Origin of the sequence: Polynucleobacter sp. AP-Reno-20A-A9 (assembly GCF_018882085.1) — a bacterium.
Classification (GTDB): Bacteria; Pseudomonadota; Gammaproteobacteria; order Burkholderiales; family Burkholderiaceae; genus Polynucleobacter.
This window is the reverse complement of record NZ_JACVPB010000001.1, coordinates 23,901-38,395: the sequence shown is the minus strand read 5'-3', so window position 1 is coordinate 38,395 and position 14,495 is coordinate 23,901. Positions and strand designations below refer to the sequence as shown.

Below are 14,495 nucleotides of genomic sequence, written 5' to 3'. Positions count from 1 at the left end.
TTGCGTTTACTTAAGAGGTGAGGGTGGATTTTCTCACGGGGGCTAACACCAAAAGGCGTCGCTCCACCGCTAAATTCGGAATATGCAGGGGTTCATCGGCGACCAAGCGCCAATCTTCCGTGGAAACATCTTTCATTTCATCGTCTGCACGCTTAGCTTTCATCGCAAATACCAGGCCATCAGGCTTTAGGAAGGGTAACGATAAATCCAAGAAGCGTGCAAGGTTGGTAAAAGCGCGAGAAATCACCGCATCAAATTGCGCTGGTTGTTGCACTGCAGCATCTTCAACTCGCTCACAGAGCACTTCAATATTTTTAAGCTTTAATTTTCCGCGTACATGCTGCAAAAACGCCGTCTTCTTGCGAATTGCCTCAATCAGTGAAAGCCGCCACTCTGGGTGAACAATCGCAATTGGAATTGCTGGCAATCCACCCCCGGAACCTAAGTCCGCTATTTTGGGTGAGGGGCCTTTTAAAAACTGCCTTAAGACAGGCAAAACCGCAATAGAATCAATGAGATGCAGCCTAACAGAATCTCTCTCGCCCTCAATTGCCGTGAGATTGTGAACCTGATTCCAGCGCCCCATTTCCTGCAAAAAAAGCTCTAAATCAGCAATATTACTTGTACTTAATTCGAGGCCAAGCTCCTCAATCCCCAAAGCAAGGAGCCCCTCACTCATGAGTTTCTTGAGTGCGTCCCAAGCCCTTTTTTAGATGCACCAACAAGAGGGATAGGGCTGCAGGCGTGACCCCTGAAATACGGCCTGCCTGACCCAAGGTTTCGGGTTTATGCAAATTCAGCTTTTGCTGAACCTCTTTAGATAAACCAACAACCTGAGAATAATCCAACGATTCCGAGAGGGGGAATGACTCATTGTGTTCTTGACGAGCAATTTCTGTTGCTTGACGGTCAATGTAACCCTGGTACTTGATAGAGATCTCTACCTGGTCACTAATTTGAGCCGCCAAACCAAGATCTTCATCCAGAGCTTCCGGGGCCCATATTCCATCACCCAAAGCTGTAATTGCCTCGTAAGTAACGCCCGGACGTCTCAAGAGCTCCGTTAAATTGCATTCGTGCGACAGGTCTTGCCCTAATAATTGGGAAACCAGTGGCGCCGCCTCGTGTTTGGGGCCAATCCAAATATCCTGCAAACGAGATGTTTCACGTGAAACAGCCTCTTGTTTTCTACAAAACACTTCCCAACGATAGTCATCCACCAAACCAAGCTCACGCCCAATCGTGGTTAGGCGCATATCTGCGTTATCTTCACGCAAGCTCAGGCGATATTCTGCCCTGCTTGTAAACATGCGATACGGCTCCTGGACGCCACGGGTAATCAGATCGTCTACCAAAACACCAATATAGGACTCGCTACGTTTAGGCAGCCAAGGCTCTTTACCCTTAGCAGCCAAGCCAGCATTAATTCCAGCCAACATACCCTGCGCTGCAGCCTCTTCATAGCCCGTAGTGCCATTGATCTGTCCAGCAAAGTAAAGACCGCCAATAGCCCTGGTCTCAAGGCTATGGCGCAATTGGCGCGGATCAAAGAAATCATATTCAATCGCATAGCCTGGGCGGACAATCACCGCAGACTCCATACCCCGAATACTGCGAACCAGATCCCACTGAACATCAAAAGGCAAGCTCGTAGAAATGCCATTGGGATAAAACTCATTAGTTGTTAGGCCCTCTGGCTCCAAAAAGATCTGGTGACTATTTCTAGATGCAAACCGATGAATCTTGTCCTCAATAGAAGGGCAGTAGCGGGGGCCAACCCCCTCAATAACGCCGGTATACATCGGGGAACGATCTAAGCCGCCCCGAATAATGTCGTGAGTCTTTTCGTTTGTATGAGAAATCCAACAAGGAACCTGCTTAGGATGCTGCTCTGGGCGGCCCAAATAGGAGAATACTGGTACCGGATCTAAATCTCCGGGCTGCTCAAGCATGACTGAGAAGTCGATTGTTCGACCATCAATACGTGGTGGAGTGCCAGTCTTCAATCTTCCCTGGGGAAGCTTTAGCTCTTTTAGTCTAGCGGATAAGGAAACGGCTGCTGGATCACCAGCACGCCCACCGGCATAGTTATTTAAACCAACATGGATCTTTCCATCTAAAAAGGTGCCGGCAGTCAGCACCACTTTTTTGGCAATAAACTCCAAGCCCATTTGGGTAACAACGCCCTGGACCTCATCACCCTTAACTAATAGATCATCAACAGCAGCCTGAAAGAGACTTAAATTAGGTTGATTTTCTAGACGGCGGCGAATGGCAGCTTTATATAGAACTCGGTCACCCTGAGCACGAGTAGCACGAACAGCAGGGCCCTTACTAGAATTTAGAATGCGAAACTGAATACCAGCCTCATCTGTCGCGGCAGCCATTGCGCCGCCCATGGCATCAATTTCTTTGACTAAATGCCCCTTGCCAATCCCGCCAATAGAAGGATTGCAACTCATAGCGCCTAGGTTTTCAATGCTATGGGTAATTAATAAGGTATCGCAACCCATGCGTGCTGACGCAAGCGCGGCCTCGGTCCCAGCGTGACCGCCGCCAACAACAATGACATCGAAACTTTTGGAATAACGCATGATTTGCCTCAGATAGGGCGATGATCATAGCATTTTGTTTGTTTCACGTGAAACAAAAGATCAAAAAATCTTAGGAAAACAATGGATATATTTATAAGTACTTGATTTAATTGATAAAATAAGCATTCCAGGCTGACTTCAATATCAGCACACTAACAATAAGCAAAAAGGCCTTTCTCACAAAGGCGCTGCCATGCTTAATTGCCAAGCGACTACCAAACTGACTGCCTGCAATATTAGCAATCATCATTGCAAACCCAAGTGGCCAATTAATTTGACCGAGACTAGCCAACATCAAAATAGCTGCCAGATTGGTTGCCACGTTTACCAATTTTGTTGCCGCAGACGCATGGAGAAAATCAAAGCCAAAAAAGCGCACAAAACCAAACAATAAAAAGCTGCCGGTACCGGGGCCAAAGAAGCCGTCATAAAAACCAATTGTTAAGCCAAGAATTACACCCTTGATCTGTTGAAGGCGCCCAAGAATTTTCGGGGCGTGTGCCTCCCCAAGAGAAGGTTGAAACCAGGTGTATAGCAACAGAAACAACAAAACAAATGGCAATGCTTTGCGCAAAGGCTCCGCGGGGAAGTTACTAACTGCATTTGCACCCAAAAGAGATCCAACAAAACCCGCCACGATTGCTGGCAAAACAATTGCCCAAGGCAAAGAAACATGGCGCAAAAATTTACGCGCAGCATTAAAAGTCCCGCCAACCGCGGCAACCTTATTTGTCGACAGCAAAGTTGCGGGCGGAACATTAGGGTAGGCAGCGAACAAGGCCGGCACCTGAATCAGGCCACCACCCCCAGCTACAGCATCAACCAGCCCAGCAAAGAAAGCCATTGCCAAAAGCAGTGGCCATATGAGAATTGAAAATTCGATGAGAGTCTCTTTTACTTAAATGAGTGCGGCAAGAGCGCCGCACTAAAAACCAAATAATAAAAGGAAAACAAAAACTCAGTTTTTGTTTTTATAGTGCGCAGCAATTTCACCAACAACGCCGCGACGGAAGGCCAAGACACAAATGACAAAAATAAAGCCCGTTGCAATCGTGCTCCATGAACCAATATTGGCAAGATAGTTTTGCAAGCCAACAACAATTCCTGCGCCAACAACCGGACCCAGAATGGTTCCCATGCCACCAAGCAAGGTCATCAACACAACCTCACCAGACATATGCCAATGAACATCAGTCAGCGTTGCTAATTGGAACACCAAAGATTTCATGGATCCAGCCAAACCAGATAATGCGGCCGAAAGTACAAAAGACATCAACTTAAAACGGTCAACGTCATAACCCAGGGAAATTGCACGGGGCTCATTCTCACGAATTGCCTTAAGGACCTGACCAAACGGGGAGTGCACTGCGCGCATGATGACGGCAAAACCGAATAAGAAAACCGCCAAAACAAAGTAATACATCGCGACGTCATCTTTTAGGTCAATCAAGCCAAATAACATGCCGCGGGGAACGCCCTGTATTCCATCTTCGCCACCCGTAAAAGGAAGCTGAACAGCTAAAAAGTAAACCATTTGCGAAAGGGCCAAAGTCACCATCGCAAAGTAAATGCCTTGTCTGCGAATAGCCAAGGATCCAATTAAGAACCCTAGAGCACCAGACCCAACAACACCCAACACAATTCCAAGCTCGGGCGAAAGACCAGCCTCTTTACACAAATAGGCGGTGATGTAGGAGGCAGTTCCAAAAAATGCTGCGTGCCCGAAAGACAGTAGGCCGGTAAAACCCAAAAGCAAGTTGAAGGCACATGCAAAAAGGGCAAAGCAAAGCACCTTCATTGCAAACACGAGATAAATAAAATCCTGAAACGGCAACAATAGGGCAATCAAAACCAAGATGCCATAAAGCAATTTTGTTTTTGGATTCATGCTTATTTCTCCCGCCCAAATAGCCCAGCAGGACGAATCAAAAGAACTACTGCCATGATTACAAAAATCACAACACCGGAGGCCTCTGGATAAAAGACTTTGGTCAAACCCTCAACCAGACCCAGACCTAGACCAGTGAGGATGGCGCCCATGATGGAACCCATGCCACCAATCACCACCACCGCAAACACAACGATGATGAGATTCGAACCCATCAACGGGTTCACTTGGAAAATAGGCGCCGCTAATACACCAGCAAAACCGGCAAGGCCCACACCATAGGCATAGGCCAAAGAAATCATTAATGGGACATTAATACCAAACGCTTGTAGCAATTTAGGATTTTCAGTTCCCGCACGCAAATAGGCGCCCAACTTCGTTCTTTCAATTACATACCAAGTGGAGAAACAAACCGCTAGAGAGATAACCACCACCCAAACGCGATACTTCGGCAGAATGATGCCGAGAGACTCAAGGGGAATCGCACCTTGCAATATCTCTGGGGCTGGATAACTCTCGCCAGAGATGCCATACCAATGACGGAGCATACCCTCAATAATGAGAGCCAAACCAAAGGTCAGCAACAAACCATATAAGTGATCAAGGTGATACAGGCGGCGCAACATTGTGCGCTCCAGAATTAAGCCGAAACCAGCCAGAACCAATGGCACAACAATAAGCGCGAACCAATAGTTAATAGATAGATCAGGGAAGCCAAGCCATTGGCTAATCTGAGTTAAGCCAATCCAAGCAACAAATGCACCCATGGTGTATTGAGCACCATGTGCAAAATTAATGATGTTGAGAAGGCCAAAGATAATGGCCAACCCCAAACTTAATATGGCATAAAACGAGCCATTGATAAGCCCCACCAAGAGCTGGGCCACCAGCCCTTGTGGGGTAATTCCAAGAAGTTCGAACATACTAGATAAGGATCAATTACTTGTTAGTAACCAACTTGCATCGTGACAATGAAAGTGGTTGCGTTGCTTCAGCAGCAGGAATCACTGCTTTAACGTTGTAATAATCCCATGGGCTCTTAGAGTCAGCCGGCTTCTTCACTTCCAGCAAATACATGTCATGCTCAAACTTGCCATCGGCACGAATCTTGCCTTTGAAGAGGCCGTCATCAATGTTGGTGGATTTAAGCGCCTTCATCACAGCTTGCGTGTCGTCAGTGCCGGCCTTTTGTACGGCATTTAAGTAAGCCAGAACTGATGAGTAAACACCAGCCTGAACACTGGTTGGCATACGCTTATGTTGCAAAATAAAGCGTTTTGCAAAGGCACGGGTCTTGTCATCCTTGTCCCAATAGAAACCTTCCGTGAGATACATGCCTTGTGCAGCAGGCAAGCCTAAAGAGTGAACATCGGAAATGAACATCAACAAAGGAACAACTGTTTGTTTTTTGTTGATACCAAACTCTGATGCTTGCTTGACGCTGTTGATGGTATCTTGACCAGCGTTTGCCAAAGCAACCACATCCGCTCCACTAGCTTGGGCCTTCAAGAGGTAAGAAGAAAAGTCACTATTTGGAAATGGGTGCTTGCTAGTTCCCAATACTTTGCCGCCGTTTGCATTAACAACGTTGGTTGAATCCTTCTCTAAAGCGGCGCCGAAAGCGTAGTCAGCAGTAATGAAGTACCAGTTCTTTTTGCCCTGTTTTACAACAGCCTTCGCTGTGCCGTTAGAAAGCGCATAAGTGTCGTAAGTCCAATGTACATTGTTCGCTGTACATTTTTCATTGGTAATTGGCAGAGAGGCTGCGCCAGACACCAAGGTAATTTTGTTCTTTTGTTCTGCCACTTCCATCACAGCCAAGGCCACATTAGTTGAAACCAACTCAACAATCACGTCGACGCCGTCTTTGTCGTACCATTCGCGCGCTTTGTTTGCAGCAATATCAGCCTTGTTCTGGTGATCCGCGCTAACAAGCTCAATCTTCTTACCAATAACGGTGCCGTCTTTTGAGAAATCAGCAATCGCCATTTTTGCCGCAATCACTGCGCCAGGGCCAGCCAAATCAGAGTAGGTTGATGAAAGGTCGGTCAATACCCCAATCTTTACAACATCGCCACTTACCTTAGATCCACTTTGTGCAAATGCTGGGTTTGTACCAAACATGGTCGCCGCAACCAGACACGCGGTTATTTGCTTTAACTTCATTACCGTCTCCTATAGAAATCCACTAAACACCAAGATACTCATTTAATAAAGTTGCTTTTTCGGCAAGCTCGCTTTGTTGCACCACCTCAACTACATTTCCGTGCTCAACTACATAATGACGATCAGCCAAGGGCGCAGCAAAACGGAAATTCTGCTCAACCAACACAATCGTGAAACCTTTGTTGCGCAAGCTAGTAACAACTTCGCCGAGCTTTTGCACAATCACGGGCGCCAACCCTTCGGTAATCTCATCTAATAACAATAGCTTTGCGCCAGTTCTCAAGATTCGCGCCATCGCCAGCATTTGCTGCTCACCACCAGATAGGCGGGTGCCAGGGCTATGTCTTCTCTCATACAGATTGGGAAACATTTCGTAAATCTCATCCAAGCCCATGCCGCCAGGAGCAATCTCTGGCAAAAGCAAAAGGTTTTCTTCTGTACTAAGGCTTGCAAAAATACCTCTTTCTTCAGGGCAAAAACCAACGCCTAAACGAGCAATCTTATAGGTAGGCATAGCGATAGTCTCTGTTCCATAAACCTCTACAGAACCAGTTCTCTTGCTAGTTAATCCCAAGATAGTCTTCAGAATGGTGCTTCGACCGGCGCCATTTCTTCCAAGCAAAGTAACAACCTCGCCATCACGGACGGCAAAATTTACGCCGTGCAAGATATGAGATTCGCCATACCAAGACTCTAAATTTTTAACCTCTAATGCCATAGTGCTCATAGGTTGTCTCCCCCATGGCTACCCATATAGGCCTCAACAACCAGCGGGTTGCTTGAAACCTCATGATAAGAACCCTCAGCCAGCACAGAGCCGCGCTGTAAAACAGTAATACGATCAGCAATAGAAGAAACCACCTTCATATTGTGCTCAACCATCAGAATGGTGCGGCCCTTGGCCACCCGATCAATCAACTCCGTTACACGCTCAACATCTTCATGGCCCATACCCTGGGTGGGCTCATCCAACAACATCAACTCTGGCTCCATTGCTAAAGTTGTTGCAATTTCAAGCGCCCTTTTACGGCCATAGGCCAGATTAAGGGTTTCCTCGTTGGCAAAATCCTCCAAACCAACCTCATGTAAAAGCTCTAAAGCGCGCTCATTCAGCACGTTTAAAGAGTTGCCCGATTTCCAAAAGTGAAACTCGGTGCCCAACCCACGCTGCAATGCAACACGAACATTTTCAATAACCGTTAAATGCGGGAAAACAGCGGAAATCTGAAAAGAGCGGATAACGCCCCGTCGCGCAATTTGTGCGGGGGCCTCATTGGTAATGTCAAAACCGTTAAATAAGATTTGGCCGCTGCTAGGCTCTAAAAACTTAGTTAATAAGTTAAAGCAGGTTGTTTTGCCAGCTCCATTGGGTCCAATCAAAGCATGAATGGTTCCCCGGGCGACATCTAGGTTCACATTAGTGACCGCAGAAAATCCCTTAAAAGATTTACCCAGTCCAATTGTTTTTAATATTGTTTCTTGCAATCTCATGCCCTCTACCCCCTACTTGGGAGCAAGAATATGAGAATACCCCAAGATAGCATCGCTTTATATAGCAATAACCCTAAACATTGCAGGGTGTGCAAATAAAAAATATTAGGAAATTTTTTGAAATCGCTGAATTGCTGAGCGAGCCAATTCTTCCAAGACATCGACCGGCACCCTCTGGGCGCCTTGGACAATCATTAGCGCATATGGCTTTGCTAGGGCGGAAGCTTCGGGGCAGAGACGTAACTCGTCACCCTCTGATGGAGATTGGCTGCGCCAGTAGTTGATGGCAGCCTCTAACTCTTGGATTGTTACAAACAGCATGAAAATTATTTTGACTTGTCTTTAGTTGCAAGCATGGTGCCACGGCATTTTTTTACACCACAACGGCATTCGTAATCTTTTTTCATTTGCTTGGTAATTTTCCCCTCAATATCGAGTGAGTAGTCGTAAAACAGCTCTTCACCAACCTTAAGGGCGCGCTTTGCATAAATAAATACTCGCGGCTCACCATCAAAACTGTCTTCACGGGTTTCGCAAATAGGCTTACATGAGTGGTTGATCCAGCGTGCCGCGTTGCCGCCATATTTCGCATCAATCACACGACCATCTTCTAGTGAAAAATAAAAGGTGTGATTGGGATCTTTGGGGTCGTGCGGGTGGCGCTTTTCAGCAAGTTTCCAACTGATGCGCTCGCCCTTGTACTCAATAATGGCCTGACCTTTTTTAATCGGCTTAGCAACAAAGACGCCTTTCCCATGAATGGGCGAAGACTTCACAACAATAGAAGATCGGTCCACCTTAGGTGGTTTTAATTTTTTGGCTGTCATAAATTAAACGTCTAGGTTGCGGGCAATAAGGGCATTTTTTTCAATAAATGCGCGACGAGGCTCAACCTCATCCCCCATTAACGTAGTAAAGACTTGGTCTGCAGCAATCGCATCTTCAATCTTTACCTGCAAAAGTGTTCTTGAGCTTGCGTCCATGGTGGTTTCCCACAGCTGTGATGGATTCATCTCACCAAGACCTTTGTAGCGCTGGCGACTTAATACGCGCTCAGCCTGGGACAACAGCCATGCAAAGGCAGCCCTAAAGTCGCCAATGGTTTGCTCTTTCTGGTTTTTATCTGGGTCGCCACGACGAACCTTGGAGCCCGCCACAACCTTGCCTGATAGAACAGCGGCGGCATTTGCAAGGCTTTGGTAATCATCGCCATGAACAAAATCTGAGTTGATAGAAGACAGCTTCAGGTTTCCGTGAATACGGCGCGATAACAACAAACGGAAACGCTCAGTGCGCTCTTCTTTTTGCACAATGATTTCTGGTGGCAAAGCCAAAGGATTTAAAGAGTCGGCAAGTGCCTGCCTTAAACGATCAGCAGATTCGTTAGCTGATTTTTCTGTATCCAGATTTAATGGTGTTCCTGAAGCAATAGCACGTAAAGCATCTTCATCAATGGTGCGAGATAAACGGTCAACAATCGATTGAATCACTTGGTAGTGTTTTGCCAACTCATTTAGAGCCTCACCCTCAACAACCTCACCAGATGGTGTTTGTAGAGATGCTGTTTCTAATGCGATTTTTAATAACAACTGGTTTAGCTCGTTGTCATCTTTAATGTACTGCTCGTTCTTGCCAAATTTAACTTTATAGAGCGGTGGTTGAGCAATATAGATGTGGCCACGCTCAATTAACTCAGGCATCTGTCTATAAAAGAAGGTTAATAGCAGTGTGCGAATGTGACTACCGTCAACGTCCGCGTCGGTCATGATGATGATGCGGTGATAACGTAATTTGTCAGCTTTGTATTCTTCGATACCAATTCCAGTGCCAAGAACGGTAATTAAGGTAACCACCTCTTGGCTGGCAAGCATTTTGTCAAAGCGTGCTTTTTCAACGTTGAGGATTTTTCCTTTTAATGGAAGAATTGCTTGAAAACGACGATCGCGTCCTTGTTTGGCAGAGCCGCCCGCAGAGTCTCCCTCAACAATAAAGAGTTCAGATTTGGTTGGATCTTTCTCTTGGCAGTCAGCCAACTTACCAGGCAAACCAAGCCCATCCAACACACCCTTACGTCTCGTCATGTCGCGCGCTTTGCGTGCCGCTTCTCGAGCGCGCGCTGCATCTACAATTTTTCCGCACAGAATCTTGGCATCCGCCGGGCGCTCTTGAAGATAAGCACTTAATGCTTCAGCAACAATTTCTTCAACAGGTCCACGCACTTCGCTGGAAACTAGCTTATCTTTTGTTTGGCTAGAGAATTTTGGTTCGGGAACTTTCACTGACAAAACGCAGGCTAAGCCCTCACGCATATCATCACCAGAAATTTCTACTTTTGCTTTTTTAGCAACTTCGTTCTCATCAATGTATTTATTAATGACACGAGTCATTGCAGCACGCAAACCAGTTAAGTGTGTTCCACCATCTCGTTGTGGAATGTTGTTAGTAAAACAAAGCACTTGCTCACTAAAGCTGTCATTCCACTGCATGGATACTTCAGCAGTAATTTGACCACCTAGGTCTGAAGGGCGATTACCCTCGGCATAAAAAATATTGGGGTGCAGTACATTTTTAGTTTGGTTGATGTACTCAACAAACCCTTTAACACCGCCAGAGAAAGCAAAATCTTCTTCTTGACCGGTGCGCTGGTCAATGAGTTTGATGTGAACACCATTATTTAAAAATGAGAGTTCGCGAATACGTTTAACTAGAATTTCATAATGAAACTCTACATTTCCAAAAATATCTTCGTCAGCTAGAAAGTGAACTTCAGTCCCTGAAAGCTCTGTATCGCCAGTAATAGTAATTGGAGAAACTAAAACACCATTCTCTTCAACAATATTGCGGTTTTGAATAACTCCGCGGGCAAACTCCATGTGGTGCGCTTTGCCATCACGACGAATGGTTAACTTCAACCATTTGGATAGTGCGTTAACGCAACTAACACCCACCCCGTGCAGACCACCAGAAACTTTATAACTGTTTTGGTCAAACTTACCACCCGCATGCAACTCGGTCATGACGATTTCGGCGGCACTTCTTTTTGGATCATGCTTGTCGTCGTATTTAATTCCTGTTGGAACGCCACGACCGTTATCAACAATAGAAATGGAGTTATCAGTTTGGATAACCACTGTGATTTCAGAGCAATAACCCGCCAAAGCCTCGTCAATAGAGTTATCTAAAACCTCGAAAACAAGATGGTGCAGACCCGTGCCGTCGGATGTGTCTCCGATGTACATACCAGGACGTTTACGAACAGCCTCAAGACCCTCTAGGATTTGAATCGATGCAGCGCCGTACTGCTCTACTACTTTTTTTTCTTCAGTCATTTTTTTCTAAGTTAAATACGCATTGGCATCACAACATACTTGAAGCTCTCTGAGCCAGGCAGAGTAATCACAGCACTACTATTTGCATTACCCAAGCTAATTTGAATCTTTTCATTCTTTAGGTTTGATAGAACATCCAGTAAATAACTCACGTTAAATCCGATTTCTACTGCATCACCAGCGTATTCAGTCTCAATTTCTTCCTGAGCCTCTTCTTGCTCGGCGTTGGTTGATTGAATTGTGATGCGATTTGGAGAAAGAGAAAAGCGAACACCTTTGAATTTATCTGTCGTCAAAATTGCCGCACGTTGGAGCGCTGATTGAAGGGCATCGCGCCCGACCACCAATGAATTTTTGTGGCCTTTTGGGATAACTCTTTGAAAGTCTGGAAATTTACCTTCAACTAATTTTGAGATTAGCTCAATGTCGCCAAATGAAAATTTGACTTGGTTGGCTGTCAAACTAATTTCCAAAGGTTCATCAGAATCCTCAAGCAAATGTTGACACTCTAAAATTGTTTTGCGAGGAATAATAATTTCTTGTTTTTGACCAGAGCCTGATGGGGCCTCTGCCAACTCAACCTGGGAATAAGCAAGGCGATGACCATCTGTTGCCACCGCAACCACCTCTTTACCCTCGATTACCAACAACATTCCATTTAAGTAATAACGAATGTCTTGTTGAGCCATTGAAAAATGTACTTGGCTAATTAATTGACGGAAACTCTTTTGTGACATTTTCCAAGCAGCAGTTACCTCGCCAACACTTTGCATTACCGGAAACTCAGTTGCAGAAAGTGTTTGCAAAGAGAAACGGCTTTTGCCACTTTGAACAACCATCTTGTTATCTTTAAGATTTAAAGAAACGGGCCCTTCTGGTAGAGCACGCAAAATATCTAAAAGTTTTCTAGCCGCAACAGTTGTTGTGACGTCTTCTGTACCCACACCAAAATTGGCGTTTGTTGTAATTTGAATTTCAATATCGGTAGAGATGAATGAAACTTTTTCTCCAACCTTTTTAAATAGAAGGTTTGCCAAAATTGGCAGCGTGTGTCTACGTTCAACAATTCCACTAACAACCTGAAGTGGTTTTAGTAGGCTATCGCGAGAAGTGTTAACGAGTTGCATTGCTTTTAAATCCTTGTATATATCTTAGTAGTAATAGTAATAAGGGTTCGAATTTCCGTGGATAAGTCAAAAACCCCTTATAAAACAACACATTGAAGACTAAAAAACCTGTGGAAAACTTTTGTATAAGCACTGCATAAAAAGGGGATAACTTTTCATCAACACCCTATTTTTGCATGAAGCCGACTCTTTCCACAATTTATCCACATCTAATCCCCAAACTTATCCCTAGGGTTGTCCACAAACTTATCCACAGGCAAAAAGCTACGCCTTTAAGGTTTGCTCAATAACGTGAATTTCGTGGTTTAACTGTCCATCATGGGCTCGCTCATCCGCTATCTTTCGAACAGCGTGAAGGACGGTTGTATGGTCTCTACCACCAAATAATTCACCAATCTCGGGAAGGCTTTTTTGTGTTAACTCTTTGGCCATAAACATCGCAATTTGGCGCGGCCGAGCAATATTGGCGGGACGCTTTTTGGAATACATATCCGCAACCTTGATGCTATAGAAATCGGCCACCGCCTTTTGAATGTTGTCGACAGAAATCTGACGATTTTGGATGGAAAGCAGGTCTTTTAGTGCTGTTCTGGCAACGTCAATTGTGACTTCACGGCCATGGAAGCGAACAAACGCCAAAATCTTTCTCAAAGCACCCTCTAACTCGCGAACGTTTGAGCGCAAGTGTTTTGCTACGAAAAACGCAACATCCTCGCTCATGGGGATGCCTTCACTAATCGCCTTTTTCATCAAAATAGCTACACGCATCTCTAATTCTGGTGGCTCAATTGCAACTGTTAGTCCAGAATCAAAGCGTGAAATAAGGCGATCATCAATACCCGCCATTTCCTTGGGATAGGTATCGCTGGTAATAATTACCTGGGCTTTGTTGCTTAGTAACGCCTCAAAGGCGTAGAAAAACTCTTCTTGAGTTCTGGATTTACCGCTAAAGAATTGAATATCATCAATTAATAGAAGGTCCAAGGAGTGGTAGTAACGCTTAAAACGATCAAACGCTTTTTGTTGGTAGGCGCGAACCACATCAGAAACATACTGTTCAGCGTGGATATATCGAATTCTGGCGTTCGGCTTCTCTTTTAGAAGGTGATTTCCAATTGCGTGAATTAAGTGGGTTTTACCTAAGCCCACCCCACCATACAAAAACATAGGGTTGTAGGAGGTTCCGGGGTTGTGGGCTACCTGTATCGAAGCTGCTCTAGCAAGCTGGTTGGCTTTACCGGTAACAAACGTGTCAAAAGTGAGGTTCGGGTTGAGCTTGGAGTGATCTTCAATCTCAAAAGCACTTTCCTCTACCGATATGTTTGGCTCGAGGGTCTCGATAGAAACAATTTTTTCTATAGGCTCTTCCGCCGTTGTGGTGGGGGCTGTGTTGGTTGTGCCACCCTCGATCGCGAGGGTAAAACCAACATTTATGGGACGCCCAAAATACTGGGAGGCCAACTCTTGGAATCTATCGGCAAAAGTCTTTTTGGTCCAATCCAGCTTAAATCGATTGGGGGCTCCTATTGTTAGTGAGTCATCACTTTCAATAAAAGACAATAAAGTAAGGGGTTGAATCCATGTTTTAAACTGTTGGGGCGACAGTTCGCGGGATAAAATGCCAATAGCATCATCCCAGAACCCCAGTGGGCTAATTGAATTCAAGGCGGGAGGATTGTGTAAGTTGCTCATATTTTTGGAGGATCCATTGTAGCGATGCTCCAAAGTTATCCACAAGCAAGAAAAACGTGGAAAAGCTGTGGATAACTTGTGAATAATAAGAAAATCTCTATTTAAATTAATGATTTAAGAGAAATTTAAGGAAAAATAGAGAAAAACACCTACATATTCATCAAGATAGATTGACCTTTTGCCCTGCAACAAGGAAAATACTTGGTTT

General features: G+C 45.2%; 13 protein-coding genes. All 13 read right to left on the bottom strand.

Features of this window, described 5'->3' with window-relative positions; all coding sequences use genetic code 11:
• Positions 1-10 precede the first annotated feature (10 nt).
• Positions 11-679 carry a 16S rRNA (guanine(527)-N(7))-methyltransferase RsmG gene (gene rsmG / locus ICN39_RS00175; protein ID WP_216232183.1) on the bottom strand — a complete coding sequence of 223 codons (669 nt, stop codon included), beginning with the start codon at positions 677-679 and terminating at the stop codon, positions 11-13.
• On the bottom strand, positions 672-2,594 hold the full coding sequence (mnmG, locus tag ICN39_RS00170; protein WP_216232182.1) for a tRNA uridine-5-carboxymethylaminomethyl(34) synthesis enzyme MnmG: 1,923 nt from the start codon (positions 2,592-2,594) through the stop codon (positions 672-674). The genes rsmG and mnmG overlap by 8 nt, the downstream gene beginning before the upstream one ends.
• Positions 2,595-2,700: 106 nt before the next feature.
• Positions 2,701-3,438, bottom strand: coding sequence for a TSUP family transporter (locus ICN39_RS00165; RefSeq protein WP_216232181.1), 738 nt, complete (start codon positions 3,436-3,438; stop codon positions 2,701-2,703).
• Positions 3,439-3,552: 114 nt separating this feature from the next.
• A complete protein-coding gene (locus ICN39_RS00160) occupies positions 3,553-4,482 on the bottom strand; it encodes a branched-chain amino acid ABC transporter permease (protein WP_216232180.1) in 930 nt (309 codons plus the stop codon).
• A gap of 2 nt (positions 4,483-4,484) precedes the next feature.
• Positions 4,485-5,405 (bottom strand): branched-chain amino acid ABC transporter permease, encoded by a 921-nt coding sequence (locus tag ICN39_RS00155; protein WP_216232179.1) that lies wholly within the window; start codon positions 5,403-5,405, stop codon positions 4,485-4,487.
• 16 nt (positions 5,406-5,421) lie between these two features.
• Positions 5,422-6,648: an ABC transporter substrate-binding protein gene (locus tag ICN39_RS00150; RefSeq protein WP_216232178.1), complete on the bottom strand. Its 1,227-nt coding sequence runs from the start codon at positions 6,646-6,648 to the stop codon at positions 5,422-5,424.
• Between the two features lie 22 nt (positions 6,649-6,670).
• On the bottom strand, positions 6,671-7,375 hold the full coding sequence (locus ICN39_RS00145) for an ABC transporter ATP-binding protein (RefSeq protein WP_216232177.1): 705 nt from the start codon (positions 7,373-7,375) through the stop codon (positions 6,671-6,673).
• Positions 7,372-8,139: an ABC transporter ATP-binding protein gene (locus ICN39_RS00140; protein ID WP_216232176.1), complete on the bottom strand. Its 768-nt coding sequence runs from the start codon at positions 8,137-8,139 to the stop codon at positions 7,372-7,374. Before ICN39_RS00140 ends, ICN39_RS00145 begins: the two co-directional genes overlap by 4 nt.
• 105 nt (positions 8,140-8,244) lie before the next feature.
• On the bottom strand, positions 8,245-8,460 hold the full coding sequence (locus tag ICN39_RS00135; protein WP_216232175.1) for a DUF3717 domain-containing protein: 216 nt from the start codon (positions 8,458-8,460) through the stop codon (positions 8,245-8,247).
• A 5-nt stretch (positions 8,461-8,465) separates the two neighbouring features.
• The gene (locus ICN39_RS00130; RefSeq protein WP_216232174.1) at positions 8,466-8,966 is read right to left on the bottom strand and encodes an SET domain-containing protein; all 501 of its coding nucleotides are present in this window, start codon (positions 8,964-8,966) and stop codon (positions 8,466-8,468) included.
• A gap of 3 nt (positions 8,967-8,969) precedes the next feature.
• Positions 8,970-11,468 carry a DNA topoisomerase (ATP-hydrolyzing) subunit B gene (gene gyrB, locus ICN39_RS00125; protein ID WP_216232173.1) on the bottom strand — a complete coding sequence of 833 codons (2,499 nt, stop codon included), beginning with the start codon at positions 11,466-11,468 and terminating at the stop codon, positions 8,970-8,972.
• An 11-nt stretch (positions 11,469-11,479) separates the two neighbouring features.
• Positions 11,480-12,595 carry a DNA polymerase III subunit beta gene (dnaN, locus tag ICN39_RS00120; protein WP_216232172.1) on the bottom strand — a complete coding sequence of 372 codons (1,116 nt, stop codon included), beginning with the start codon at positions 12,593-12,595 and terminating at the stop codon, positions 11,480-11,482.
• A gap of 264 nt (positions 12,596-12,859) precedes the next feature.
• Positions 12,860-14,287 carry a chromosomal replication initiator protein DnaA gene (gene dnaA, locus ICN39_RS00115; RefSeq protein WP_255532225.1) on the bottom strand — a complete coding sequence of 476 codons (1,428 nt, stop codon included), beginning with the start codon at positions 14,285-14,287 and terminating at the stop codon, positions 12,860-12,862.
• Between the last annotated feature and the right edge of the window lie 208 nt (positions 14,288-14,495).